General features: G+C 69.4%; 27 protein-coding genes. 17 read left to right on the top strand and 10 right to left on the bottom strand.

Annotation, left to right across the window (positions count from 1 at the left end; all coding sequences use genetic code 11):
• Positions 1-104: 104 nt before the first annotated feature.
• Entirely contained in the window at positions 105-338 is a 234-nt protein-coding gene (locus QSK18_RS17305; RefSeq protein WP_232814156.1) for a DUF6458 family protein, read from the top strand.
• A 15-nt stretch (positions 339-353) separates the two neighbouring features.
• Here QSK18_RS17305 and QSK18_RS17300 read toward each other — a convergent pair whose 3' ends face one another.
• Both QSK18_RS17300 and QSK18_RS17295 read right to left on the bottom strand, forming a co-directional pair.
• Positions 354-1031: a maleylpyruvate isomerase N-terminal domain-containing protein gene (locus tag QSK18_RS17300; protein ID WP_232814155.1), complete on the bottom strand. Its 678-nt coding sequence runs from the start codon at positions 1029-1031 to the stop codon at positions 354-356.
• A 115-nt stretch (positions 1032-1146) separates the two neighbouring features.
• Complete coding sequence (locus tag QSK18_RS17295) at positions 1147-2142, bottom strand: site-specific integrase (RefSeq protein ID WP_285620358.1); 996 nt, start codon at positions 2140-2142, stop codon at positions 1147-1149.
• Between the two features lie 89 nt (positions 2143-2231).
• On the opposite strand from QSK18_RS17295, the gene QSK18_RS17290 reads away from it, so the two are divergent.
• A complete protein-coding gene (locus QSK18_RS17290) occupies positions 2232-3020 on the top strand; it encodes a class I SAM-dependent methyltransferase (protein WP_285620356.1) in 789 nt (262 codons plus the stop codon).
• A 137-nt stretch (positions 3021-3157) separates the two neighbouring features.
• Here QSK18_RS17290 and QSK18_RS17285 read toward each other — a convergent pair whose 3' ends face one another.
• Positions 3158-3724 carry an NUDIX hydrolase gene (locus QSK18_RS17285; protein WP_285620354.1) on the bottom strand — a complete coding sequence of 189 codons (567 nt, stop codon included), beginning with the start codon at positions 3722-3724 and terminating at the stop codon, positions 3158-3160.
• A 56-nt stretch (positions 3725-3780) separates the two neighbouring features.
• On the opposite strand from QSK18_RS17285, the gene QSK18_RS17280 reads away from it, so the two are divergent.
• The 4 genes from QSK18_RS17280 to QSK18_RS17265 all read left to right on the top strand — a co-directional run bounded on the left by QSK18_RS17280 (position 3781) and on the right by QSK18_RS17265 (position 7191).
• Positions 3781-4632: a phosphotransferase gene (locus tag QSK18_RS17280; protein ID WP_285620352.1), complete on the top strand. Its 852-nt coding sequence runs from the start codon at positions 3781-3783 to the stop codon at positions 4630-4632.
• Positions 4633-4946: 314 nt separating this feature from the next.
• Positions 4947-5186 (top strand): hypothetical protein, encoded by a 240-nt coding sequence (locus QSK18_RS17275; protein ID WP_285620350.1) that lies wholly within the window; start codon positions 4947-4949, stop codon positions 5184-5186.
• Positions 5187-5568: 382 nt separating this feature from the next.
• Complete coding sequence (locus QSK18_RS17270; protein WP_352396573.1) at positions 5569-6117, top strand: DUF1062 domain-containing protein; 549 nt, start codon at positions 5569-5571, stop codon at positions 6115-6117.
• Between the two features lie 108 nt (positions 6118-6225).
• The gene (locus QSK18_RS17265) at positions 6226-7191 is read left to right on the top strand and encodes a tyrosine-type recombinase/integrase (protein ID WP_232814148.1); all 966 of its coding nucleotides are present in this window, start codon (positions 6226-6228) and stop codon (positions 7189-7191) included.
• A gap of 19 nt (positions 7192-7210) precedes the next feature.
• On the opposite strand, the gene QSK18_RS17260 is transcribed toward QSK18_RS17265, so the two are convergent.
• Together QSK18_RS17260 and QSK18_RS17255 are read right to left on the bottom strand one after the other, a co-directional pair.
• The gene (locus QSK18_RS17260) at positions 7211-7747 is read right to left on the bottom strand and encodes a hypothetical protein (protein ID WP_285620343.1); all 537 of its coding nucleotides are present in this window, start codon (positions 7745-7747) and stop codon (positions 7211-7213) included.
• An 89-nt stretch (positions 7748-7836) separates the two neighbouring features.
• On the bottom strand, positions 7837-8157 hold the full coding sequence (locus QSK18_RS17255) for a winged helix-turn-helix domain-containing protein (RefSeq protein ID WP_285620341.1): 321 nt from the start codon (positions 8155-8157) through the stop codon (positions 7837-7839).
• A gap of 184 nt (positions 8158-8341) precedes the next feature.
• Here QSK18_RS17255 and QSK18_RS17250 point away from each other — a divergent pair, with 184 nt between their 5' ends.
• Positions 8342-9739, top strand: a complete 1398-nt coding sequence (locus QSK18_RS17250) for an MFS transporter (RefSeq protein ID WP_285620339.1) — start codon at positions 8342-8344, stop codon at positions 9737-9739.
• Between the two features lie 136 nt (positions 9740-9875).
• On the opposite strand, the gene QSK18_RS17245 is transcribed toward QSK18_RS17250, so the two are convergent.
• Positions 9876-10493: a MarR family winged helix-turn-helix transcriptional regulator gene (locus QSK18_RS17245; RefSeq protein ID WP_232814144.1), complete on the bottom strand. Its 618-nt coding sequence runs from the start codon at positions 10491-10493 to the stop codon at positions 9876-9878.
• A gap of 146 nt (positions 10494-10639) precedes the next feature.
• Between QSK18_RS17245 and QSK18_RS17240 the strand changes: the two genes are divergently transcribed.
• Entirely contained in the window at positions 10640-11272 is a 633-nt protein-coding gene (locus QSK18_RS17240) for an FMN-dependent NADH-azoreductase (RefSeq protein ID WP_232814143.1), read from the top strand.
• 136 nt (positions 11273-11408) lie between these two features.
• A complete protein-coding gene (locus QSK18_RS17235; RefSeq protein ID WP_285620336.1) occupies positions 11409-11819 on the top strand; it encodes a DUF4180 domain-containing protein in 411 nt (136 codons plus the stop codon).
• Between the two features lie 177 nt (positions 11820-11996).
• Here QSK18_RS17235 and QSK18_RS17230 read toward each other — a convergent pair whose 3' ends face one another.
• The gene (locus QSK18_RS17230) at positions 11997-13103 is read right to left on the bottom strand and encodes a tyrosine-type recombinase/integrase (protein WP_285620333.1); all 1107 of its coding nucleotides are present in this window, start codon (positions 13101-13103) and stop codon (positions 11997-11999) included.
• 102 nt (positions 13104-13205) lie between these two features.
• Between QSK18_RS17230 and QSK18_RS17225 the strand changes: the two genes are divergently transcribed.
• The 3 genes from QSK18_RS17225 (at position 13206) to QSK18_RS17215 (ending at position 15463) form a co-directional block, all read left to right on the top strand.
• A complete protein-coding gene (locus tag QSK18_RS17225) occupies positions 13206-13901 on the top strand; it encodes a histidine phosphatase family protein (protein ID WP_285620331.1) in 696 nt (231 codons plus the stop codon).
• 465 nt (positions 13902-14366) lie between these two features.
• A complete protein-coding gene (locus QSK18_RS17220; RefSeq protein ID WP_232814139.1) occupies positions 14367-14519 on the top strand; it encodes a glycosyltransferase in 153 nt (50 codons plus the stop codon).
• An 8-nt stretch (positions 14520-14527) separates the two neighbouring features.
• Complete coding sequence (locus QSK18_RS17215) at positions 14528-15463, top strand: alpha/beta fold hydrolase (RefSeq protein ID WP_285620329.1); 936 nt, start codon at positions 14528-14530, stop codon at positions 15461-15463.
• 27 nt (positions 15464-15490) lie between these two features.
• Here the strand turns inward: QSK18_RS17215 and QSK18_RS17210 are convergent, their stop codons facing one another.
• Positions 15491-16300, bottom strand: coding sequence for a DUF3152 domain-containing protein (locus tag QSK18_RS17210; protein WP_285620327.1), 810 nt, complete (start codon positions 16298-16300; stop codon positions 15491-15493).
• A gap of 306 nt (positions 16301-16606) precedes the next feature.
• Between QSK18_RS17210 and QSK18_RS17205 the strand changes: the two genes are divergently transcribed.
• A complete protein-coding gene (locus QSK18_RS17205; RefSeq protein ID WP_285620325.1) occupies positions 16607-17371 on the top strand; it encodes a dienelactone hydrolase family protein in 765 nt (254 codons plus the stop codon).
• A gap of 79 nt (positions 17372-17450) precedes the next feature.
• On the opposite strand, the gene QSK18_RS17200 is transcribed toward QSK18_RS17205, so the two are convergent.
• The gene (locus QSK18_RS17200; RefSeq protein ID WP_352396579.1) at positions 17451-17849 is read right to left on the bottom strand and encodes an NUDIX hydrolase; all 399 of its coding nucleotides are present in this window, start codon (positions 17847-17849) and stop codon (positions 17451-17453) included.
• Between the two features lie 101 nt (positions 17850-17950).
• Here QSK18_RS17200 and QSK18_RS17195 point away from each other — a divergent pair, with 101 nt between their 5' ends.
• Positions 17951-19411 (top strand): FAD-dependent monooxygenase, encoded by a 1461-nt coding sequence (locus tag QSK18_RS17195; RefSeq protein WP_285620323.1) that lies wholly within the window; start codon positions 17951-17953, stop codon positions 19409-19411.
• A gap of 227 nt (positions 19412-19638) precedes the next feature.
• Here QSK18_RS17195 and QSK18_RS17190 read toward each other — a convergent pair whose 3' ends face one another.
• Positions 19639-20136, bottom strand: a complete 498-nt coding sequence (locus QSK18_RS17190; protein WP_285620321.1) for a GNAT family N-acetyltransferase — start codon at positions 20134-20136, stop codon at positions 19639-19641.
• Positions 20137-20682: 546 nt separating this feature from the next.
• Here QSK18_RS17190 and QSK18_RS17185 point away from each other — a divergent pair.
• The 3 genes from QSK18_RS17185 (at position 20683) to QSK18_RS17175 (ending at position 24127) form a co-directional block, all read left to right on the top strand.
• Positions 20683-21660, top strand: a complete 978-nt coding sequence (locus QSK18_RS17185) for a hypothetical protein (protein WP_285620319.1) — start codon at positions 20683-20685, stop codon at positions 21658-21660.
• Between the two features lie 323 nt (positions 21661-21983).
• Positions 21984-23540: a LamG domain-containing protein gene (locus tag QSK18_RS17180; RefSeq protein WP_285620317.1), complete on the top strand. Its 1557-nt coding sequence runs from the start codon at positions 21984-21986 to the stop codon at positions 23538-23540.
• A 44-nt stretch (positions 23541-23584) separates the two neighbouring features.
• Positions 23585-24127 carry a hypothetical protein gene (locus QSK18_RS17175; RefSeq protein WP_232814131.1) on the top strand — a complete coding sequence of 181 codons (543 nt, stop codon included), beginning with the start codon at positions 23585-23587 and terminating at the stop codon, positions 24125-24127.
• The last annotated feature ends 96 nt before the right edge of the window (positions 24128-24223 follow it).

The raw sequence follows: 24223 nt of genomic DNA, 5'->3' as shown, positions 1-24223 counted from the left end.
CGCACCGAGTTGCAGGCCCCACTGCCCGGATGAACACTCGCCACTAGTCCGATTCGCCCGCAATGTTCGCCAGCGGAAGTTCGCCCGGAACAAGGGAGAGACTCATGTACGTCGGCGGTGGCATCGCACTACTCGTGATCGGCGGAATCCTGGCCTTCGGGGTCAGCGACCGCTTCGACGGCCTCGACCTGACCGTCATCGGCTACGTGCTCATGGCCGGCGGCGTCCTGGCCATCGTGCTGTCCCTGGTCATGAACAAGCAGCGCACCAACACCTCGCACACCGAGGTCGTCGAACGGCGCAACACCGGCGGGAACGTACCCCCGCCCAGCATCTGACCCTCGCAAGACCTCTCAGAAGGCCGAGATCGGCCGCTGCCGCTCACGCCGGGTCAGCGCACCGACCACGGCCAGCTGACCGTGCCGCCGCACCGACAACCTGGCAATCAGCTCGACCACCGGCATGAACACCCGCTCGGGGAAACCCGGGGCCGGCACGTCCAGACTGACTGCCAGGTCGTCGGCATGCACCACCAGCTCCAGCATCCGGGTCAGCAGGAACGCATCCCGCGACAGCGCCCACCCCTGCCAGGGCAGCGCCACCCGCTCACCCGCAGAGCCACCGCTCAGCAACGCGGAGACCTCCGCCGCGCCCGCCGCGAAACGCTCGACCAACGCCTGCACACCCTCCTGCGCCAACTGCTCGTCCGTGGACCGGTCGTTCTCCGGATCATCCGGCGACGTCGACGTCACCCACGCCGCCCGCGCATAGTGCTCATCCGCCCCGTCCTCCAGCAGCGGCAGCTCAGTGGGCCGCTCAATGGGCAAGCCGCTGGAGAGGTCGCTGGGGGAGGGGAGGAGCAACTGCTGCGCCAACGACACCTGCCGGCCCAGGTGACAGGCCAGAGCCCCCACCGACATCTTCGGCAGAGCACTCGGCAGATCCCACCGTTCACCCAGCACCGGCAGCTGCAACAGAGCGCCCACCGGGGTAAGAGCATCCAGGAACGCGGCGTCGTAACGGCTGTTCACAACGCCCGATCCTGCCGCTCGTGATGGGGGTCGGCAAGCAACTTGAGGCTATTGGTGATAACAGGCTATTGCCTCAGCTTTCACATTCGCCACAAGACCAACCCGGAGGCGGAGGTCAGCCCAGCTGGTCGGACTCCTCGAGCGTCTGCAGCGAGCGTCGCAGGTGGTCGAACGACAGGGGCAGGTGGCTCACGGGAACGCCGTCGCGCCCGAGGGGGAGCGAGGTGCGTGACCCGGCGGCGAGTTCGGCGTTGAAGTTCTTCGCCTGGCCTACGTAGCTGCGTTCCAGGCCTCGCGGGTGCAGGGGCAGTCCGGCCGGCCGAATGACTCCCTCGTCGGTCGGGGAAGCTCGCACCGACACCCACAGGCTGTTCGGGGGACTGCCTTCCAGGCGGGACACCAGTACCTGCCGTACCTCGAGCCATTTCTCCAGCAGGCGGCCCAGGGCCTGGTCCATCGTTTCGCGGCCGGTGTAACCCGCGGGGACGGGCTGGTCCGGGGCCAGGGGGAGTGCCGGGATGGTCACCGTGCCGTCAGCGGTGGACCGGACGTCGTCCACGGTCATCTGGCACAGGTCGACCGGCCGCAGCGGCGTGGTGATCATGACCCCGAGCATCGCGGCCATCCGAACCGCCGCTTTGGACGGAGGATCGATGGCCACCAGGTCGAAGGCCACATGCCGCAGAGCGCGGGCGTTCATCGGGGTGGGCGTGCGCAGCTGGACTGCGGGTTCGGTGTGCGTGATCGGTGCGCTGCCGTTGGCCAGGGCGAGTGCGCGCAGGGCGGCTGCCCTCGCCCGCGAGGCGGCCTGGCTCTTGGCCGCGCCTTCCTTGGCGGCGAGGATGCCGGTGGCGGCCCAGGGCAGGAACCAGGCCGCGAACTCCTCGGAGACGATCTCGGTGACGTCGATCCGCTGCGCGGTGGCGGAGACCTGCTCGGGGAGGGCCTCGCGGACCTGCTGTTCGGTGGGTACGTCGCCGTGGATACGCTGCAGGGCGGCCGCGGTCAGAGCCTGATTGAGGGCCCACTCCCGTTGCCGGCGGGTGGAACGCGAGGCCCCGGAGCGCTCGAGAACGCCGAGGTACGAATGGATCGCCGTTCTAGCCTGCATGCGTCGGATGATAACAGGCTGACCTGCTCAGATCTGCCCTCTGCAGAACATCCATCAAGGACCGGCAAGAACGGGCAGGCTCCACAGGCATGGACTGGGGAGCCGGACGGTACGAGCGCCAGGCACAGCAACTATTGCCGGCGGTCGAGCAGATTGTGGACGAGTTGGCCCCGGTAGCAGGAGAAGTCGTCGTGGATGTGGGGTGCGGCTCGGGTAACGCGACGGTGCTGGTCGCGGGTAGGGGAGCGCGGGTCACCGGTGTCGATCCATCACCACGGTTGATCGAGGTGGCGCGCGAACAAATGGACGTTCGTGGTCTCGTCGGCCGGTTCCACCAGGGGGACGCGGCGAACCTTTCACTGGCTGCCGGGTCGGCGGACGCGGTGATCTCGTCGTTCGGGCTGATCTTCGCGCCCGATCCGTCGGCTGATGTGCAGGAGATCGCCCGGGTGCTGAGGCCCGATGGGCGTCTGGTGTTCTCGGCCTGGCTGCCGGAAGGGGCGATGGCTGCTCAGGGTGTACTTGTCCAGAGTCTGTTGACCTGCGACAAGAGCCTTTCCGCGAGCTTCGTGTGGCACGATCTGGAAGCGGTGGCCTGCCTGCTGAACCCGTTGGGCTTCTCGGTCTCCCGCCGCATGTGCAGTCTGGCTTTCGTGGGGGAGTCCCCGCGCGCGGCCGCCGAGGCGGAACTGGCCAACGATCCGCGGTGGGCGTGGCTGCGGGAGGTGGTGGGCGCCGGGCCGCGCTGGGACCAGGCCTGCGAGGCCCTGGTCAACGTCTTCGAGGATGCGAACGAGGATCCGGCCGCTTTTCGGGTAACCTCCAGGTTTGTTGTCTACCGCGCCGTTCTGGACGCGGTTCCGAGTGAAAAGCCATGAGTAACAGCATGTTTTGATAACAGGCTTTGAGTGGCCATACCGATTATCAGACAAGAGCTCAACCCGCCCGGGACGACGGACCTTCCCGGCTGAGGGCACCGCCGGCTGAGGGGCTGGGGGGGGCACGCCTCTCGGCACTACAAGGCGCTGAGGGCCCGGCCCAGATGCGGATCGAACCGCCGGGGATCAGCCGCCTGGATCTCCTCGCGCCGCCACCAGCGCACCCCGGCGAACTCGGCCTCGTCGGGCTTGAGTGCCTGGTTCTTGGTGCCGGCCAGGGCGAACCAGAGGCTGATGTCGGTGTGACGGTTCTCGGGCACGTCGTTGGTCTCGGTGACGGTGAGCAGGAAGGGTTTCTCGCCGAGTATCGGGTCGGGGACGGCGGTGATGCCGAGCTCTTCGACGACCTCCCGGCGGACCGTTGCGTAGGGGTGCTCACCTGGTTCGACGTGGCCGCCGGTGGGCAGCCAGAGTCGGGCCGCGCGGTGGTCGCAGAGCAGGACGCTTTCGGCTGCGCGGTCGACGAGCATGAAGTAGCAGACCAGGTGCGGCGACGGGGTGGCCGGTTTGGCGCGGCGGAAGATGTCGTGCGTGCCGGCCAGCCACTCGAGCGTGGTGGCCCGGTGGGCGCGGCCGAGTTCGTCGAACGGGTTCAGGGCTGCGACAAGGGTGGTGATGGCCGCGTGCAGGGCTGCCTGGTCCATGGGTGAAGACTGCCAGGCACCACCGACAGTCTTGGCCGGGCGCCTATCCTCGTTCTGTGACAACGGGGTTCGAGCAGCTCAGCGAGCGGCAGCAGGAGGTTCTGGGGGAGTGGCTGCCCGGTGCCGAGGTGGTGCGCGACCACAGCTGGGGCCTGGTCGGCACCACGGTGCTCGAGGTGCTGCAGGCCGGCGAGCGGTTCGTGGTGAAGGCCGGTGACGAGCGGGATCGTCACCTGGCGCGGGAGATCCGGGCGCACGCCGAGTGGCTTGAGGTATGGGTGCGGCAGGGCCGGGCGCCTCGTCTGGTGCGGGCCGACGCTGCTGTGAAGGTGCTGGTGACCCGGTACCTGCCGGGTGTTCTTGTCCTCGGATCGGAGGGTGAGTTCGCGCCGGACACGTATCGGCAGGCAGGGGAGTTGCTGGCCGGTTTCCATGGGCAGTTCAGCACGGTGGACGAGGATTTCGAGGCGAGCGCGAAGGTGAAGGCGTTGTGGTGGCTGGGGCAGCCGCACGGGATCGACCCAACTGTTGTCGAGCGTCTGGGGGAGGTTGTCGCGTGCTGGCCAACGCCGTCCATTGTTTGTGTGCCGACTCATGGTGACTGGCAGCCGCGCAACTGGCTGGTGCACGAGGGGGTGGTCAGCGTGATTGATTTCGGTCGGGCGGCGGTGCGGCCGGCGGTGACGGATTTTGCGCGGTTGGTGGCGCAGCAGTGGCGTGGTCGGCCGGATCTGGAGGCGGCGTTCTTCGAGGGGTACGGCGAGCGGCCTGGAGATGTTGGGGCGTGGCAGCGGGATCGGGTGCGGGAGGCGATCTCTACTGCGGTGTGGGCCAGGCAGGTGGGTGATGAGGAGTTCGAGCGTCAGGGGTTGCGGATGATCGATGACGCGTTGGCTGCGCTGGGCTGAGGTGCCTGGCGGTTATCTGTGGGGGACCTTCTCAGCAGGCTAGATGTCATAATGTTCATTATCGGCATTTGCTGTGGGTGCTGGGGAGTGGTGCCGGCGGGGCTGGTGTGGGTCATTCTGGATCGGTGAGTGTTGTCGGTTATTGGTCTGAGTCGCCGCTGTATCCGTCGGCCACGGAGGTCGCGCAGGTTGTGTTGGCTCCGGACGGCTCGGGGTGGATGTTCTGGTCGAGCTGGAGCACGGAGTTCCGGGTGCAGCAGTTCACCTGGAGGGTTCGTGGGGCTGATCACCTGGTGGTTCGGGCTCGTGCCGAGGTGAGCGGCAGTACGGCTCTCGGTGAGCACGACTATGTGGCTCATCGGGTGGACGAGGTCGTGCAGGTGGATGTGGAGTCGTCCTGGCGGTTCCGGACCGAGACGCTCGAGCATCCGGTGTCGGGTTCACTGTCGGTGCTGGAGCTGGATCGTCCGTTCGACCTGGGCATGGTGGGCGCACGCTTCGCGCGGGTTTTCGGGCCGGAGCGGGATGTGCCGATGTCGCTGGTCAGTGGGTGAATGCCTGAGGTCAATGCCTGGGGTGGATGCCTGGACCGGGGCCCTGCTCCCCCGGCCTGTCCGGCGGTCTTTCCGGTTACTCTGCGTCAGTTGGGGAGTGCCGAAAAGCCTTGTGAGGCAACGGCTTTCGCCTAGATAACTGTGATTATCTGGTGCTGGGGTCCTGTTGCGGAAAATGGTTCGCTGCATGCTGCCGCCTGACCGTACGGTGCCCTCGAGTCCGTGTCGTCGGGGTTGGGACGTGCCGTTGTACACCCTGTGAGTTTCTTTCTGCGCTGAGTTGTCGCGCGTTGCCCTGCGGGTGGCGTGCTCCTTCGTGCTGCGGATTTCTCACTGAGATCGGTGTACTGCTGTGCTCAATACCTGGCTCAACACGTGGGCTGTGGTGCCCACTGACCTGCCCACGATCGTCCGTCGTTGTCATGTCTGCGGCGCCAGCCGGTTCCGGGCGTCCGGGAAGTTCCGGGTCAACGCCCATCACAAGGTTCTCGACGCGTGGTTGCTTCTGCTGTGCACGCGGTGCGGTGACACGGTGAAGCTGACGGTGCTCGAGCGGGTCGGTGTTCGCGCTGTGCGCCCGCAGATGCTCGCGGCGCTGCACGGGAACTCCCCCGCCCTGGTGTCCGACCTGCTGCAGGATCCGCGAGTGCTGGGGCGTAATGGCGTGGCCCTGGACTGGCGTGGGTGCTGGCGGCTGGACACGTCCGGCTCGGTCGGCCTGGAGCAGTTGGAGGTGCCCGGGGTGGATGCGCTGGAGGTGTCGGTGCGGTTCGGTGGGCCGGTGCCGGTGCGCCCGGTCAGCCTGATCGCGGAAGGGTGTGGGCTTTCCCGGGGTGAGGTGAAGCGCCTGGTGGTGGACGGGAAGCTGGTGTCGGGGATCCGGCTGGGTGGCCTGGTCCGGGCCGACTTCGCGTTCACCGTGAAGCCGTGAGGCTGTGACGTCGTGAAGCCGTGATGTTGGGAGCAGGGGTGGAGGTTGCCCCTGCTCCCCCACGCCGTGTGTCTCGTTGGCGTGAGGCGTCTCTGACATTATGGACAGGTGTTCGAGTCCCAGCTGGAGCCGGTCGATGCGGAGGCCGGGTCGTTCCTGCCTGATGAGTTCGAGGTCGGGAACGGGGATGCGTGGCCTCATTTCGTGCGGGCGTGGCTGATCGCGCAGCGGGCTCAGAACACGGTGAGGACGTATGCGACGGCTGAGCTGCAGTGGCGTCAGTTCTGCGCGGGGCGTTCGCTGCATCCGCTGGAGGCGCGGCGGGGTGATGTGGACGACTGGCGCGGGCATGTCACGGCGACGGGCGGTTTCCATGGGCGGCCGGCGTCGGCGAACACGGTGCGGCTGAAGCTGGCTGCGGTCTCGTCGTTGTACGCGTATCTGGTTGGGGAAGACATTCTGGCCTCCTCCCCCGCGGCTCACATCAAACGTCCTCGGGGTGGGGATTTCTCGGCGACGGCGGCGCTGGACACGGGTCAGGCGGCGAAGTTCCTGGCGGCGGCCGAGGGGCTGGGGGAACTTGCGTACGTGGCGATGCGGATCCTGCTGGGCCGGGGGCTTCGGGCGACCGAGCTGGTGAGCCTGGACGTGGAAGACGTGCGTCAGCACTTCGGGCACGTGACGCTGACGGTCACGCACAAGGGTGGCAAGCGTCAGGAGCTGCCGCTCTCCCCCGGTACCGGGCACCTGGTGTCGGAGTACATCGGCGAGCGCGCGGCGGGGCCGTTGCTGGTGAATGCGGTGGGTGGGCGGTTGTCGTACTGGGATCTGTACAACCTGACGGTGCGGGTGTCGCGGCGGGCTCGGGTGGGGCTGGATGTGACGCCGCACGTGTTGCGGGCGTCGCACGCGACGATCTATCTGGATCAGGCGGGGGCGCAGATCGATCGGCTGCAGGACGGGCTGGGGCACGCGAGTCTGAACAACACGAAGGCGTATGACCGGGGGGCGGGGACGTTGTCGCGGTTGGCGAGTGTGGCGACGGCGGTGGAGGACGCGTTCTTACTGGGGTGACGCGCTGAGGGCGGTGCTGTCAGGGGTGGGTGAGTTCGTTGATGGCGGGTAGGGCGTGGTGCTGGACGGCGGTGGCGATTTCTTCGGCGACGGGTTCGGTGGGCCGACGTGGGGAGATGTACCACCACTTGTCGGCGAGGCCCATCAGCTGGCCGAGTCGTGCGATCGGTGGGCCGCCGGGGCCGTAGTGGGTGCTGGTGGTGGGTTCGCTGGGCCAGGGGTTGCCGTTGAAGTCGGTGCTGCCGGCGCGGAAGGTCGCCCAGGCGGTGTGGGAGGTGGCCAGGATGTTGACGGTGAACTGGAAGCTGGCGCTGTTGTTGGCCCAGTACTCGTGCAGGCCCAGCAGGACGTGGTGGCCGGGTACCGGTAGGCGGAAGTCCGTGAGGTCGGCGGGGCCGGCGGTGGTGGGGCCGGGGTCCTGGCCGATGATCTGGAACGCGGGGCGTGGGCTGGGGGTGCGCGGGTCGAGGGTGGGAGCGATGAAGCCCAGTTCTTTGAGGCGGGGGGTCAGCTCGTCGCCGAGCATCCGCAGGTAAGCGTCGCGCGCTGTCTCCACGGGGTCATAGTTGCAGGTGGTGATGAACTGGTGATCAACCGGTCATCATCTGGACGTTGACCGGTCTGTCTCACCTGCCGGTTCATAATTCAGGGGCCGGGTGGGACGAGGCGGTACCCGAGGCCGCGGACGGTCTCGATGCGGGGGCCGTGGGGGCCGCCGGTCGCGGCGAGCCGGGCGCGCAGGGCGGCGATGTGGACGTCGAGTGCCCGGTGGGCGCCTACCCAGGTGACGTCCCAGACCGCCTCGAGCAGGTTCTGGCGGGGCACGGTGTCCGCGTGCGCGTCCAGGAGGGCGCTCAGGAGCGCGGACTGTTTGGTGGTGAGTGTGGTGGCGCCGGCCGGTCCGTGCAGGAGGCGGGTTGCCGGGTCCAGGTGCACTCCGATGTCGGGGAGGTCGTGCGGGCTCATTGTTCTCGGGTCTCTCCCCCGGGTCGGCCGTTCGTGGTTGCTCAACGGTGTCGGGGGTGTGGGACCGGTGGGCTCCTGCAGCGCAAAGTCTCTGTAAAGGTTCGGGCCTGAGGGTTTTCCGGTGACCGGTGGTCTACGTAGCGTTGTCGGGTCGGCATCGGCGCCGGAACGGGGTGAGTGACGTATGACGGGTACGTTCGCAGACGCTGGGGATCCGGGGCAGCCGTCCCCCACCTCGGGGGTCACGCACCGGCGGGCGGTGCTGAACACGATCCGGGGGTCGCTGGGCAATCTTGTCGAGTGGTACGACGTGTACGTCTACACGGTGTTCGCGTCGTACTTCGAGGACAAGTTCTTCGCCGGTGACGAGCCGAACGCCGGTATCTACACGATGGCGATCTTCGCGGTGACGTTCCTGATGCGGCCGATCGGCTCGTTGTTCTTCGGCCGGTACGCCGACCGGCACGGGCGTCGCCCGGCGCTGGTGTTCAGTGTGAGTCTGATGGCGGCGGCCTCGCTGGTCATCGCCGTCACCCCGGGGCGGGAGCAGATCGGGGCCGCGGCGGTCGTGGTGCTGGTGCTGTGCCGGCTGCTGCAGGGTTTCGCGACCGGTGGCGAGTACGGCACGTCGGCCACGTACATGTCCGAGGCGGCTACCCGCGAGCGGCGGGGGTTCTTCTCGAGTTTTCAGTATCTGACGCTGGTGGGTGGGCATCTGCTGGCGCAGTCGGTGTTGCTGGTTCTGCAGGTGGTGCTCTCGGAGGAGCAGATCGCGTCGTTCGGGTGGCGGATCGCGTTCGGGATCGGTGCGGCGGGGGCGCTGGTGGTGTTGTACCTGCGCCGGCAGATGGACGAGTCGTTGTCGCCGGTGGATGCTTCGCGGCGGCGTTCGGGGTCGCTGGTGGAGTTGCTCACGGCGTACCCGCGGCAGTTGCTGGTGTGTTTCCTGGTCACGCTGGGCGGGACGGTGGCGTTCTACACGTACAGCGTGAACGGGCCCTCGACGGTGAAGGCGGCGTACGAGGGGCAGGGGATGACGGCGACGTGGATCAACTTCACGTCGTTGGCGGTGCTGATGCTGTTGCAGCCGGTGGGTGGGCTGATCAGTGATCATGTGGGCCGCAAGCCGCTGCTGGTCTTCTTCGGTGTCGGGGGCCTGGCGTGGACGTGGCTGGTGGTGCGGGTGCTGGGTGAGGTGTCCTCTCCCCTGCTGTCGTGGGTGATGCTGGTGGTGGGGTACGTGATTCTCACCGGGTACACGTCGATCAATGCGGTGGTGAAGGCGGAGCTGTTCCCTGCGCATGTGCGGGCGCTGGGTGTGGGGTTCGGGTACGCGCTGGCGAACTCGGCGTTCGGGGGTACGGCGCCGGTGCTGTACGAGGCGGCCAAGAAGAACGACTGGGTGCCGCAGTTCGCGTTCTACGTCATGGCGTGCATCGCGGTGTCACTGGTGGTCTACGTGTTCGTGCTGAAGAACCGCGCGCCCACCTACCTGGATGCCGAGTCGCGCAGTGGAAACGGGGGAAACGGTGGGGACGGCGGTCTGGCGGCGAGCGCGGCTGTGGGGCCGATCCGTCCCTGACACGGATCAGCCCCACAGCCTTCACAACTTGTACCGCCCGAACCGGGGTCGGCGCTCCCGGTTGCCCTTATTGCCTCCTGATCCGGCACATGGGTCCAGCACCTGGGTCCGGCACGTGCGCGGGTCGTGGTGCGGCTCAGCTGGCTTCGAGGCACTCGCTGTGGTCGTCCCCGTCGCTGTCGGGCTGGGTGGGGGTGTTGGTCTGGGGGGTGTTCAGGCCGGCCAGGGCCCGGCAGGCCTCGTGGGCGCTGGGGTCCTCCTCGCCGGCGAAGAGCTGGTCGAGCTGCTCCAGGGTGGCGGGTGAGGTGGCCTGCAGGATCTTGCGCAGGGCGTGCTGGAGCTGGTCGAACTCCTCGTCGCTGAGCGCGTCGACGACCAGGTGGCGGACCGTGCGCACGTGCCCCGGTGCGGCCTCGGTGATCTTGGCGACTCCGGCGTCGGTGAGGACGGCCTCGATCGAGCGGGGCCCGGTGCGGCAGTTGCGCCGCTGGACCCAGCCGAGGCGCTCGAGCCGGGTGACGGCGTGCGAGAGGCGCGACGCCGAGCCCAGGGCGCTGCTGGCCAGGGTGGACATCTGCATGGCCCGGCCGGGTGCCTCGGACAGGGCCGCGAGCACCGAGTACTCGTAGAAGTTCAGGCCGGTGTCCTGCTTGAGCTGCTGTTCGATCGCGGCCGGCAGGGCGGTGAGCGTGGCCGAGAGGTGGACCCAGTTGTAGAGCTGGGCCGGTGACAGCCAGGGGGTGTCGTCACTCACACCACCAGGATAGTGGATTGAACATTCAACTCGCGCCTGGCAGCATCATCGTGAAGTTGAACATTCAACTCGCTGATCCGGTTGATTCCGGGCGTGGGCCGAGAGCGTCCCTGCCCGGGCATCCCCGTCCTTCTGGGAGCGCCACCATGACCCTGCTGCGTATCGACGCGAGCATCCTCGGCCCCAACTCCGCCAGCAGTGAACTGGCCGACCTGGTCCTGTCCGCCTGGCAGGCCGAGCGCCCGGCCGAGCAGGTCGTCACCCGCCACCTCGGCTCCGAGCCGCTGCCCGCCGACGCCTGGGCCACCGCGATCGGCGCCGGGTACACCCCCGAGGACCAGCGCACCGACGAGCAGAAGGCGGCCGTGGCCCTGGCCCGGGACCTGCGCGCCGAACTGCAGTCCGCCGACCACGTCGTGCTGGCGTTCCCCCTGTACAACTGGGGCGTCTCGCACCACGTGAAGAACTGGATCGACCTGGTCCAGGCCGGCGGCGACCCCAGCGAGCGGATCCTCGAGGGCAAGCCGGTGGTGCTGCTGACCACCCGGGGCGGCAACTACTCGCCCGGCACCCCCAAGCACGGCTGGGACCACTCCACCCCGTTCCTGCGTCGTGTCCTCGCCGAGGTGTGGGGCGCCCAGCTCAGCGTCGTCGAGCGCGAGTTCACCCTGGTCGGCGTCAACCCCGCCCTGGACCAGTTCAGCGAGCTGGGCGCGCAGCTGAAGGCCGAGGCGCACGCCGCCGCCAGCGCGGCCGGTAAGCACCTGGCCTCTGCCTGAGAACCCGCCTGCGGTGAAGAGCTCCAATTGAGGACGGGTCGGGCCGGCGAGCGTCGCAGCCTCGCCGGCCCAGCCGTCCCCCAGGTGTGGGAAAACCACTCGGGCCGAGGGCTCCGGGCTTCCTAGACTCCCCCTCATGACCTCAGGTGAGCCCGTTGCGGGCCGGCCCTCCGCTCCAGGCGCCGACGTCGTGGAGACCATCGGCGACGTGCAGGTGCTGGTCTGCGATCCGCACGGGCCCGTGGTCGCCGGTGAGGCCGATGCCCTGGACCTGGTCGGCACGGCCGCCTGGCAGGGCGTCGGCCTGGTGATCCTGCCGCTGTCGCGGCTCGGACCGGACTTCCTGCGCCTGCGCACCGGCCTGGCCGGCGCGATCACCCAGAAGTTCGCCAACTACCGGGTGCGCCTGGCCGTGGTCGGGGACATCAGTGCGCACACCGTAACCGGGACCGCGTTGCGGGACTTCGTGGCCGAGAGCAACCGCGGGCAGCAGCTGTGGTTCCTGGACGACGTGGCCGCGGTGCGCCGTCGCCTCACCGGACGCTGACGCTCACTAGGGGACCCGGACGACGCTGGCCCACCCCGACCCACATCTGGCCTGACCGGATCTGGCCTGGCCCGGCTCGCCTGACCGGGCTGAGTTGGCCGACCGGACCCGGCTCGCCTGACCCGCCTGAGTTGGCCGACCTGTCTGACCTGGCATGACCTGGGCTGACCGGGCTGGTTACAGGCCCAGGCTCTTGGCGGCTGCTCCGTCCCAGAGCGCGCCGCGGCGCATGTACCGGTCCACCGCGGCCGAGCGCCAGTCCCCGTCGGCCATGATCACGTGCCGGGCCACCCCGTTCTTGGCCGACTGCGTGGCGAAACCCGCCCGCAGCGAGTGTGCCCCCCACGTGCCCGGCAGGCCGGCCGCCTCCGCGCGCTGCTGCACGATGGTCCGGATCACCTGCGGCGTGAACCCGCGGGGGCCGACCGTGCCCCACCGCGTCACCGGGCGGAACAGCGGGCCGGCGTCGATACCGGCCAGGGACAGCCAGTGCTGCACGGCGCTGACCGGGCAGGTGGCACGGGCGGCGCCGCGTGGGACGGCCCGTGGGTTGCGCTCGGTGCCGGCCTGGTCGCGTTTGGTCCAGCGGGGCGTGATGACCAGTCCCTCGACGTCCTCGCGCAGGTCGGCGACCTCCAGGCGGGCCAGCTCCGAGCGGCGCATCGCGGTGGCCAGGCCGACCAGGATCACCGCCTTGTCCCGGGCGCACAACAGCTGGGTCTTGCGTACCGCGCGCTCGTCGTCCAGTTCGCGGCGGGCCTGCTGCAGGTCCTCGTCCATCACCGAGACGATCCGCTGCACGTCGCGGACCATCAGCGCCGACATCTGCCGGACCAGGCGCTCCTGGTCCTGCCGGGCGTACCCCTGCAGCCGCAGCCGTAACTGCCCGTCCTGCCGGGCCGAGGGCAGCCCCAGGTCCGCGTGCCGGGCCCAGATCGCCGACAGGTGCTGATTGATCGTGGGCAGGCTGGCCGGGACCGGCCGGTCACGCAGGTGCGCCACGAACGCCCGCACCGTGGAAGCCGTCGCCGGAAGCGCCATCAGCGAGTTGTTCGCCGCCCACCCCTCGAACACCTCCCACGCCCGCCGGTACGCCTCCCGAGTGGAAGGCGCCAGCGCGTCCTCGGCCGCCTGCGCATCGATGACCGCCAGCCGGGCCACGTACTCGTAGGCCGGGTCCAGCCCGGACTCGCTCGACCCACTCGACCCACTGCCGGGCACCACCACTTCTGAGCTCCCGGGCCAGGTTTCGGGCTCACGGTCCGGCGCGGCATCAGGAAGCATGCACCGCATTCTGCCCGATAGCGGCGGATTCGAGACTGTCGGAGGGGGCTGGTAGACAACGTGCACCAAGCCGCACGAATCGTCACATCCGCAGGGGGCCCGATGGCACGCACCACGCTGTACCTGGTCCGCCACGGCGAGCAGCAGGCGCCCGGGCCCGCCACCCTCACCACCGCGAGCGCCGTCCCCGGTGAGGCCGACCCGGGCGAGAACGACCTGGGTCTTTCCGATCGGGGGCGTGTCCAGGCCCAGCAGCTCGCGCGACGCCTGGCAGGCACCCGGTTCGACACCATCCATCACAGCAGCCTGCCAAGGGCCGAGCAGACGGCCACGATCCTGGCCCAGCACCTGCCCGGAGTCCCGATGCACACCTGCGACCTGGTCAAGGACCGCACCCCGTTCCCCGCCGACCCCCAGCCGGGCCGGCCGGGGCACGACTACCCGCAGCGCTACCAGGACTTTTTCGAGGCCGTACCGCTGCAGGAGCGTGACCCCGGAGCCGTGCGACTGCAGCAGGCGGTTGAGCACCTCAGCGCTCTCAGTGCCTTCGGCGGCCCGGGACAGGCGGGCCAGGAAAGTCAGGCGAGTCGGGCGGGGCAGACCGATCAGGCTGAGCGGGTGGACCTGGTGGTCACCCACAACTTCGTCATCGGCTGGTTCGTGCGGCACGTGATGCAGGCCCCGCACTGGTGCTGGCTCGGCCTGAACCAGGCCAACTGCGGGCTCACTGTCCTTCAGTGGGAGACCGGCCGCCCGGCCACCCTGATCAGCTTCAACGACGTGGGGCACCTGTCCTGAGCGGAGCCCTGCCCGCTCGCCCTGGCCCTGGCCGCGCACCAGTCGCGCACCCCGGACCCGCCGTCCGCCTGAGCACGCCCACCACCAGCAGACTGCTCAGTTCTCCACAGGACGGGCCGGACGGACAGACGGGCGAGCGCGGTGAAGAAATGAACGGAGTCACGACCCTGCGCGCCACCCACAGACACGGACCATCATTCGCCTCAGTCCTCTGCCCGAGAGCTTCCCAGGACATACGAGCGTTGAGCTGGCCGGACGACGACACTCACGCGGCAGAAGATATGGAGCCTCGGAGGCAGCTGAGCGCAATCCGTGAGACATGCTGGTGAACGCCCCTCGCCGCCGGACGATGGGCCGCGGTCCACCATCTGCCGATCGCCGGCGACGCACTTCGTTGCCATGTTCCGAAACCTCCGCCCAGACCCGCGGGAGGTAGCTGCCCGTCCAGGCCTCGACCAGCGCCTCGTGCACGAGCAGGACCGGGCCGCGACGATGGGCCGGGCCGACCGTGAGCGCGTGCTGCAGCACTTCACCTGGGACGAGGTGGCGCGGCGGACGGCCCGGCTGTACCGCGAACTGCTGGGCGGAACGGGCGGAACGGACCGGCCGCGCGCATGATGGAGGACGTGAGCGTGGTGGGCGTTCTGGGCACGACCATGTACCTGCGGGACACCGGGGCAGGCCGGCCCGTCCTGTTCCTGCACGGCAACCCCACCAGTTCCCACCTGTGGCGGCACGTGATCGCCGGACGCAGGCCGGGCTGGCGGTGCCTGGCGCCCGACCTGATCGGCATGGGCCGTTCGGCCCGGCCCTACCTGAGCTACTCCTTCGCCGACCACGTCGCCCACCTCGAGGAACTCCTGCTCACCCTCGAGCGGCCGGAGGGCTCGGCCCAGGACGAGAAGGACGAGAAGGACGAGAAGGGTGGGCTGGACGGGCTGGTGGTGGTCGGGCACGACCGGGGTGTGGCCCTTGGGCTGGACCTGCTGCGGCGCCGTCGGCGGCGCGATATGGGGCAGGTCACGGCGATCGCGGTCATGGAGGGCCACATCCGGCCCCTGCCCGGCTGGGAGGCGTTCGACCCCGGCGGGCGGGAGCTGTTCCAGCGTATGCGCACCCCACAGGTGGGCGAGCAGATGGTGCTGCACGACAACTTCTTCCTCGACACCCTGCTGCCCGCGGCCCTGCAGCGGGCGCTGACCGAGGACGAACTGCACGAGTACCGCCGTCACTACCCCGACCCGCACTCGCGGCGGGCCCTGCTGGACTGGGCCCGGCAGATCCCCGTCGCCGGCGTACCGGCACCCACCCACGCAGCCCTCGAGGCAGCCGCCGTCAACGCCACCCGTTCCCCGGTGCCCAAGCTGCTGATCACCGCCCCGGGAACACCGATCGTCACCCCCGAGGTCACCGACTGGTGCACCCGGCACCTGCCCAACCTCACCGTCACCGACGTCGGCGAACCCGCGGGGCACTTCCTGCCCGAGGACCGCCCGAAGGCGGTCACCGACGTCCTCTGGCAGTGGCTCGAAACCCTGGAACCTCCCGGAAGTGCCCGCTAGGGGCCATGATTGAGCAGGAAAGCCGGGTCAGGCGCTGGGGATGGGGTCGTTGTAGGCGCCGGCCGGGCCCTCGTACAGGCTGCCGTTGACCCGGGGCCAGGCGTTGGCCTTGCAGCCGTGCAGGCCCAGCGTCTGCTGTTGCATCACCGGCGCCTTACGGCCGCTGCCGGTGCACTTCTGGTGGTGGTGGCCCAGCCGGTGCCCGGTCTCGTGGTTGATCATGTAGGTGCGGTAGGTCTCCAGCGACGCCCCGTACTTCGGCACGCCCTTGGCCCACCGCGCCACGTTCAGCACCACCCGGTCGCCGTTGCGGCAGGACGTGTACCGGTCGGGATTCGCGCGGGTGGCGTCACCGCACAGCGAGTCGCGGGTCTGCGGTGTGGCCAGGTAGATCGTGAAGTCGTACTCGGCCGAGTTCGGCACCCGCTGCAGCCGCACCTGCCCGGTGCCGACCCAGCTGCGCTCGTCCGAGAGCGTCTGCACCACCCGCGCGGCGAACTGGTTGGCGGTGACGCCCTTGATGTCCTTCTCCACCGACACCCGGTACCTCAGCAGCGGACCCCGCGACCCCGCGACCGCACTGCGGCCCGTCGCCACCTTGAACGACTTCTTCCCGGCCCGCGGATACGTGATCTTCGCCTTCTTGGCATCGGCTTTGGCCTTGGCAGCTGCCAGATCACCCCCGCTGACACCGGAGACCGGGCCGGCAGCACCGGCGGAGACCGCGGTCACGGCCAGCAGGACGCCGGCGAGCGCCGCGGCCGCGAGCGCACGGACCGCGGGACGCCAGGGGGAGGCAGAAGGGGAAGGGGATCGATGAGGTGCAAGAGGTGACACGCTCGCGAGGCTAGTTATTGCCCGATCGGGCAGCCACACTTATGCACCCGATGTGAGCAAGATCCGCAGGCATACTGCCCGACGCTGCCCGACCTGGGTGGATACGCCTACATTCGGCGAGCTCCGGAAAACCCCGCGCCACCTGCGGGCGTGGCGTGGTAACTTCACCGGCAGCAACGTACGAGGCACCCGCGTGAGTGCCCGGCACAGGGGAGGTGAGACCGATCAACGCTATGACGGACCGGGCCTCCCACCCCCACCAGCCCTAGGGAGGGCCCGCACCAGGGCATCCCGAAAGGCTTCACCATGCATTCCACCGCATCGTCCCTCACTGACGAGTCGGTCACCGACGGCGTCCTCGAGCAGTCCTTCACCGTGGGCGAGGTCCCCGGTGTCCTGTTCTCCCCCGCGGACGCAACGTCCCCTCGTCCATTGATTCTGCTCGGACACGGGGGCGGGCAGCACAAGAGAGCCCCCGGTGTGCTGGCGCGCGCCCACCGGTTCGTCCGTGAGCTCGGGGCCGCCGCCGCGTGCGTCGACGTGCCGGGGCACGGCGATCGCCCGGACCATCCGCAGTTCGGCCCGATGGCCGCCCGCAGCCAGCAGCGCGTCGAGCAGGGCGAGCCCCGGGCGCAGGTCATCGCGCAGTTCCAGGCCGCGGTGGCCCAGCAGACCGTGCCCGAGTGGACCGCCGTGCTCGACGCCCTGCAGGAACTGCCGCACGTGGGCGCCGGGCCGGTCGGCTACTGGGGTCTGTCGCTGGGCTGCGGCCTGGGAGTGCCGTTCGTGGCCGCCGAACCCCGCGTGCGCGCAGCGGTCCTGGGCTGCGGCAGCGCCCTGGCCGGCGCCGAGCAGGCCGCCCGGATCACCGTGCCGGTGCAGTTCCTGGCGCAGTGGGACGACGAGTTCATCTCCCGCGAGCAGTCCCTGGCCCTGTTCGAGGCGTTCGCCTCCACCGACAAGACCCTGCACGCCAACCCCGGCGGCCACGCAGCCGTCCCCCGCCACGAGATCGACAGCGCCACAGCCTTCTTCGGCCGCCACCTCGAACCGCTCCCCACAGCAAGCTAGGGGGCGGCGCCGGCCCGGCAGGACGCAGCAACGTCACGCCCAGGCCGGCGCCGACCGTCAGCCGAGCCAGTGCAGCGGGTCAGTGCAGGACGCCGCGCTCGTGCAGGTGGTCGAAGATCAGCTGGTCCACCGGGGACACCCGGTGCCGGTCGGCGTAACCGAACCAGACCAGTTCGGCGATCTCGTTGTCCGGTTTCAGATCGCCCTCGTAGCCGGCGGTATAGCAGGTCATCTGCACGATCTCGCCGTCCGGGCGCCCATGGGCCTGGGCCTGGAACGTCTTCAGGTGCACCGCGCTCGCCACCACGATGTCCACGCTCAGCTCCTCCCGGACCTCCCGCACCAGCGTCTGCACGTCGCTCTCCCCGGGCTCACGTTTACCGCCCGGCAGGTAGTAGACGCTCTTACCGGCCGAGAGGGTGCTGAGGATCAGCCCGTCCACGACGTGGATCCAGGCCACCTTGTCGATCGCGATCACCATGAAGCGCTCCCCGCAGACACAACCCACTCACCGACAGATCAACCCGCAAACACTACGACCCCCGGCCACCAGGCCACTCACGAAGGGCCGACCCCCTGATGAACAACGAGACGTACGACGTGATCATCGCCGGCTGCGGGCCGAGCGGAGCAGTGCTCGCCGCCGAACTACGCCTGCACGAGGTGAACGTGCTGGTCCTGGAACGCGACACCGAACCCGCCCCCTTCACCCGCATCGTCGGCGTGCACGTGCGCAGCCTCGAACTGCTGGCCACGCGCGGCCTTCTGGAAGGCCTGCTCGCACACGGCCGCAAGCGCCCCGCCGCAGGACTCTTCGCCGCCATCAGCAAACCCGCTGCCCCCGGCCCGGACTCGACCTACGGCTACCTGCTGGGCATCCCGCAACCGGTGATCGTGCGCCTGCTGGAGGAACACGCCCTGCGCCTGGGCGCCCAGGTGCGCCGGGGCTGCGAGATCACCGGGGTACAGCAGGACGAGCAGGAGGTCAGGGTCGAGCTGAGCGACGGGCAGCACCTGCGCTCGCGGTACCTCGTCGGCTGTGACGGCGCCCGCAGCACCGTCCGCAAACTGCTGGGCGTGGGCTTCCCCGGAGAGCCCACCCGCGCCCAGACGCTGATGGGTGAGATGCACGCTGCGGCGCCCGCGCAGGAGATCGCCGCCCGGGTGCAGGCGATCGCCCCCAGCGTCAGACCGTTCTGGGTCAGGCCTTTCGGGGAAGGGATCTACAGCATCGTCCTTCCCGCCGCAGGCATCACCGATCCCGCACAGCCGCCCACGATCGAGGACTTCCGCAGCCAGCTGCACGCCGTCGCCGGCACCGACTTCGGCATTCACTCCCCCCGCTGGCTCTCACGCTTCGGGGACGCCACGAGACTGGCCGAGCAGTACCGGGTGGGGCGGGTGCTGCTGGCCGGCGACGCCGCGCACATCCATCCCCCCATCGGCGGGCAGGGCCTGAACCTCGGCCTGCAGGACGCCTTCAACCTGGGCTGGAAACTCGCCGCCCACGTGCACGGCTGGGCACCGCCCGGGCTGCTCGACACCTACCAGGCAGAACGCCGCCCGGTCGCCGCGGACGTCCTCGACAACACCCGCGCCCAGCAGCACCTCTTCTCACCCGAACCGGGCGCCCAGGCCGTGCGCCGCCTGCTCACCGAACTCATGGACATCGACGAGGTGAACCGCCGGCTGACCGCGAAGATCACCGCCACCGACCTCCGCTACGACTTCGGCCCCGGCCCCGACCTGCTGGGACGACGACAACCCGACATCGAGACCAGCAGCAACGGCCCGCTGTACAGCCTGATACACGCCGGCAGAGGCCTTCTCGTGGACGGCACCGGCCAACTGAACACGGACGGCTGGCCCGCCCGCGTCGACCGCCTCGCCGACCCGACCGTCACCGGGGCCGCGCACGCACCGGCCCTGCTCCTGCGCCCCGACGGCTACATCGCCTGGACCGGCGACGACCAGCAGGACCTGAACGAACACCTCACCCGCTGGTTCGGCGCACCAGGGCCCCGAACAACACCAAATTGAGGACGGCGGCCCGCGCACACGGCGGCTCGGGCGGGGCCGAACAGTTGGTTCGGTGGGGGCAGGAAGCTTGTCGCTCCCGTGCCCGGCCCTGACGTTCCGTGCTGGATCCAATCTTCTGTCAGAGCCATTCTCCCGGCGCTACGCATCGAAGGTCCCGGCGGCCGAGCTGTCCGCCAACGCAGAACTTTTCACGCTCAGCTCATGATTCAGTGCCCTCGGTATCGGGATCAACGTCCGGTAGCGAGTTGCACTTCGTAGAAGAGGACCTCGCCCTCGGCCCGGACCCGGTGGAACCCGGCGCGGGTCAGGGTCCGCTGGGAGGCGACGTTGGCCCTGTCCGTGTCGGCCAGCACTCTGCTGAGCCCGTGGCCTGCGGCGATGGCCAGCAGGGCCAGGACGGCTTCGGCCGCGTATCCGTGGCCGCGGGCCGAGCCGGCCAGGCCGTAGCCGATCTCGACGCTGCCGTGCTGTGGCTGCCCCTTGAAACCGATCCCTCCGACGGCCTTTCCGTCCGACCGGCGGGTGATCCGGTAGTAGCCGAACGGCTGCTGCTGCCCCAGGGCCGTGCTCGTGCGGAGAAAGGCCCCGGCCGCAGCGACGTCACCGTCGAAGGGAAAGTCGTCGACCCAGGTGTCGGTGGGGCCCGCCGTCCGGGTGTGGATGCGTTCTCCCTCGGCCACGTCAATCGGATGTAACTGCAGGCGGGGCGTGAACAGGTCCGGCATGCTCCTGATCAAAGCAGGACGGCAACGGCGGGCACTATCCATTTTGCGCGGTCACCGCCACGCACGGCTGCGCCCATGACAGCGGCCCCGTCCGTTTCTCAGCATTCGGCGGACGAACGAACCGGCTTGTGGCGTCGAAGCCCCGCCTGGAGCATTCGCGTAACCCCCTCTTCCCGCCCGGATCACGCGCACCTCTCCTCTGCAGCCGTCCCCGCAGATCAACTAGCTAGAAGTTTCCTTCTCAATACCTACCCAGCTACTTCACTTCATCGCGTAACGCGCAACGCGATTTAGTAAAACGACGCGCTTACGCGTTATCGGACAAGGTCGCCCAGGTCCGGAAACGAGCAGGCGAGTGCGGATTGCCGGGTTCCGGCGCCGGTAAACACGGGTGGGCCATAGCCTCAGGACTTATGACGCTGATCAAGAACCCCACCGGACACACGGGCCGGGTGATCTGAGGCCATGGCGCGTTTCGGTCTCGGCCGGCGGACATCGTCCGGTGCCCCGGCATCCTGGTCGGCGTCCCGGGGCACCGATCGGGTCATGTCCCAGGTCGTTCACCACATGTGCTGGCAGGACCCGTCCCTGGACCAGTTGTGCGCCGCGGTGAAGGGGCAGGACGGGCAGGCCCGGCTCAACCTGCTGCTGCCCTACCTGCGTCCGCTGCGTAACCGGCCCGACCAGCACGTCCAGGCCTCGAGCGTGATCAACATGAGCCTGGCCGTCGAACCGATGCAGGCGCTCCTGCAGCACCCCGGCACTCCCGCCGACGACCGGGCGGACGTGCTGACCCTGCTCGGCAACACCCTGATCTCCCGGGCCCAGGACGTGCGGGGCACCGGGCCCGCCTCCACCGTGCCCGAGTCGGCCTGGCCCCGCTTCCGCGCGATCCTCGAGGAGGCCGACGACATCCTGGCCCAGGCCCAGCGGATCTACCCCCAGCACCCGGGGGCGGCCACGTTCCGCCTCAGCGCCGCCCTCGGCCTGGGAGTCTCCTCCGACGAATGGTGGTCACGGTTCGAGACCGCCCGCACCGCCCAGCCCACCCTGTACACGGCGCACGAGACGATGCTGACCGTGCTGAGCCCCAAGTGGTACGGCAGCGACGAGGCGATGTTCGGGTTCGGGCACCAGATCGCCGAGCAGGCCCCGCCCGGCGACCCGGTGGTCGCGATGCTGCCCCTGGCCCACTCCGAATACATCTGCGCCGTGCAGATGGGCCGCAGCCGGCCCGACGGGCCCTCCCCGGAGGCGGCCCGGCTGCACGACGAGGACGCCGTGATGGCCGCCTCCTGGAAGTGGGCCGGTGACGGAACCCGGCCGGCGCCGCCCCACCCGTATGCCCTGGACGCCCACAACCTGTTCGCGTGGTTCCTCGGCAACAGCCGCCAGTACCGCGAGCGCGGCCGCTGGCACCTGCAGCAGACCCGGCACCGGATCAGCGGCCAGCCCTGGTGCTGGCTGTCCGACGAACCGGCCCAGGCCTACGCGCAACTGCACGCCGACCTCGGAGTCGACTGAGTCGACTGACCGGCACGCTCACCTCCGCCAACACCGAACCGGCCCCCCAACCGGCCCCCAACCAGCCCCCAACCAGCCCCCAACCAGCCCCCAACCAGCACCGAACCAGCACCGAACCGGCCCGAAGACACCAGAAGGCTCAAGGTCGCGCCCCAGCGGCCGAGGAGCCAGCGACAGGTGCGGCTTGACGGCAGGGTCGAACTGCGGGTGCCGGGTGTGATGGTCCGGGGCGTCTGGGGCGTCCGGGGCCGGGAGTGATACGGAAGATGCGGCCGACAGGCAGAAAGACCAGAAAGACCAGAGGGGCCAGAGTAGCGACGCGGGTGCTCGCGGTGCTGGGCTGCGCCCTGATCGCATCGGCGGTGCTGGCCATGGTGCTGACCACGGCGCCGGTGCCGCCGGTGCGGTACCTGCTGTCGGCCTTCACCTCGACGTCCGACAACGGCGGCAACGACTTCACCGCTGCGGCGTCGTTCCCGTCCTACCCCGACGTGGTGAAGGCCGACAGCCCGTCGGTGTACTACCGGGGCGAGGAGCCCGACGGCTCGGACCAGGCCCTGGACAGCAGTGGCAACAACGCAACGGGCGGCTATTTCAGTGTCACGCCCAGCTTCCAGGTGCCCGGCGGGCCGGCCGGGGGCAGTGGTGCGGGCGCCGACACCGCCGTGCAGTTCTCCGGGGACTCCTCCACCGCGGCCTCACCCAGCATGAGCGTGCCCGCCGCGTTCACCTACGAGATCTGGTTCCGCACCACCTCCACCGCCGAGGCCCGGGTCGTCAGCTTCGGCGACGCCGGCTCCGGCTACAGCACCACCGTCGACCGGTACGTCACCATGACCGCGAGCGGTGCACTGACCCTGACGGTGGGCAACAGCACGATCACCTCCAGCGTCAGCGGGCTGAACAACGGCGCCTGGCACCTGCTCGGCGCCAGCCTGGGCGCCGCCGGGATGCGCCTGTACGCCGACGGTGTGGAGGTGGCCTCCGACGCTGCGACCACCACCGCTGCCGCCTTCACCGGCTACCTGCGCCTGGGCGGGGACGTGTCCTACTTCGTGGGCACCCTCGATGAGGCCGTGCTGTACACGAAACAGCTGTCCGCGGCCCGGATGAGCGCCCACTACACGGCCGGTGCGAGCGCGGCCTCGCTGGCCTCGTACACCGCCACCCTCACCGCCGACGGGCCCTGGGCGATCTACCACCTGAACGATGCCCCGGGCACCTCCTACCGGGGCATCCAGTTCCAGACGCGTCTGCTCGAGCACACCGGGGCCAGCAGCAAGCGCGGCTGGTACTCCTACGTGCGGCCCAAGGGCGTGACCGGCGGCCGGCCCGGCGCCCTGATCGGCGACCAGGCCGCCAGCACGGCGATGCGGTTCGAGGGCTCGGGCATCGGCTACTGGCCCACCCCGGTGAACAACCCGGCCACGTTCAGCCTGGAACTGTGGTTCCGCACCAGCAGCACCACCGGCGGGGACCTGGTCAGCTTCGGCAACAGCATGACCGGCGACTCCATCATCTACGACCGGATCTGGAAGATGATGGACGACGGCACCATCACCTTCGGCATCTACTCCGGCGGCGCGATCGTCTCGGCCACCACCACCGCCACCTACAACGACGGCCGGTGGCACCACGGCGTCCTGACCCTCAGCCCGGGCACCGGCATGACCATGTACGTGGACGGGGTGGTCGCCGCGACCAACCCCAGCCCCGGCGCACCCCAGAACTACTCGGGCTACTGGCGCTGGGGCGGCGGCAAGAAATGGGTCACCCCACCGACCAGCGAGTTCTTCTACGGCGACCTGGACGAGGTCGCGATCTACCCCAGCGTACTGAGCGCCCAGCAGGTGGCCCGCCACTACTGGACGAACACCTAGTGCGGCGATCACCCACCCGGACAGCCATCGCCGCCACTGTCGCCGTGGCCGCCGTTCTCCTGCTGGGTCTGGCCCTGGTCCCGGTGTCCTTCTCGGCGTTCACCGGGCAGTCCGGCAGCGGGCCCAACACGTTCAAGGCCGCGACGGTCGCGCTCGGCGACGACGACTCCGGCACGGCCCTGTTCACGGTGAGCGGGCTGCGCCCGGGCGACTCCGGCAGCCGGTGCATCGCGCTGACGTACACCGGCACCGTCCCGGCGCAGGTCAGGATGTACGTGGCGCCCGGTGACGTCAGTGGTACCGGTCTGGAGCGCTACCTCACCCTCACCGTGACCGAGGGCACCGACAGCAGCGGCGGCTCTTTCGCCTCCTGCAGCGGATTCACGCCCGCGGCGGCCGGGTACAGCGCCCGCCTGAACACCCTGGCCGGCACCGCGAGCGACTGGGGCAGCGGCATCGGCAGTTTCGCCCCCACCGGCAGCGGGCAGGTGCGCGTCTACCGCATCGGTTACCAGCTGACCGCCGGCGCGGCCGCCCAGGGCCTGAGCACCCGGTTCCGGCTGACCTGGGAGGCCCGCAACAGCTGAGGTACCGCCACCCGGTCCTGGCCGGTTCTGGCCGGTTCTGGCCCGTTCTGGAACGTGAAGATTCAGGCATTCCGGCCCGCTCTGACATCGTGAACA

Origin of the sequence: Kineosporia sp. NBRC 101677 (assembly GCF_030269265.1) — a bacterium.
GTDB lineage: Bacteria > Actinomycetota > Actinomycetes > Actinomycetales > Kineosporiaceae > Kineosporia > Kineosporia rhizophila.
This window is presented reverse-complemented; position numbering and strand designations above follow the sequence as displayed.

Excerpts from the sequence above, each read along its gene's own strand:
- QSK18_RS17290 (WP_285620356.1), top strand. The coding sequence starts at position 2,232 with ATGGACTGGGGAGCCGGACGGTACGAGCGCCAGGCACAGCAACTATTG.
- QSK18_RS17195 (WP_285620323.1), top strand. The coding sequence starts at position 17,951 with ATGAACAACGAGACGTACGACGTGATCATCGCCGGCTGCGGGCCGAGC.
- QSK18_RS17235 (WP_285620336.1), top strand. The coding sequence starts at position 11,409 with ATGACCTCAGGTGAGCCCGTTGCGGGCCGGCCCTCCGCTCCAGGCGCC.
- QSK18_RS17250 (WP_285620339.1), top strand. The coding sequence starts at position 8,342 with ATGACGGGTACGTTCGCAGACGCTGGGGATCCGGGGCAGCCGTCCCCC.
- QSK18_RS17255 (WP_285620341.1), bottom strand. The coding sequence starts at position 8,157 with ATGAGCCCGCACGACCTCCCCGACATCGGAGTGCACCTGGACCCGGCA.
- QSK18_RS17185 (WP_285620319.1), top strand. The coding sequence starts at position 20,683 with ATGTCCCAGGTCGTTCACCACATGTGCTGGCAGGACCCGTCCCTGGAC.
- QSK18_RS17225 (WP_285620331.1), top strand. The coding sequence starts at position 13,206 with ATGGCACGCACCACGCTGTACCTGGTCCGCCACGGCGAGCAGCAGGCG.
- QSK18_RS17305 (WP_232814156.1), top strand. The coding sequence starts at position 105 with ATGTACGTCGGCGGTGGCATCGCACTACTCGTGATCGGCGGAATCCTG.
- QSK18_RS17230 (WP_285620333.1), bottom strand. The coding sequence starts at position 13,103 with ATGCTTCCTGATGCCGCGCCGGACCGTGAGCCCGAAACCTGGCCCGGG.
- QSK18_RS17285 (WP_285620354.1), bottom strand. The coding sequence starts at position 3,724 with ATGGACCAGGCAGCCCTGCACGCGGCCATCACCACCCTTGTCGCAGCC.
- QSK18_RS17240 (WP_232814143.1), top strand. The coding sequence starts at position 10,640 with ATGACCCTGCTGCGTATCGACGCGAGCATCCTCGGCCCCAACTCCGCC.
- QSK18_RS17190 (WP_285620321.1), bottom strand. The coding sequence starts at position 20,136 with ATGCCGGACCTGTTCACGCCCCGCCTGCAGTTACATCCGATTGACGTG.
- QSK18_RS17205 (WP_285620325.1), top strand. The coding sequence starts at position 16,607 with ATGCATTCCACCGCATCGTCCCTCACTGACGAGTCGGTCACCGACGGC.
- QSK18_RS17295 (WP_285620358.1), bottom strand. The coding sequence starts at position 2,142 with ATGCAGGCTAGAACGGCGATCCATTCGTACCTCGGCGTTCTCGAGCGC.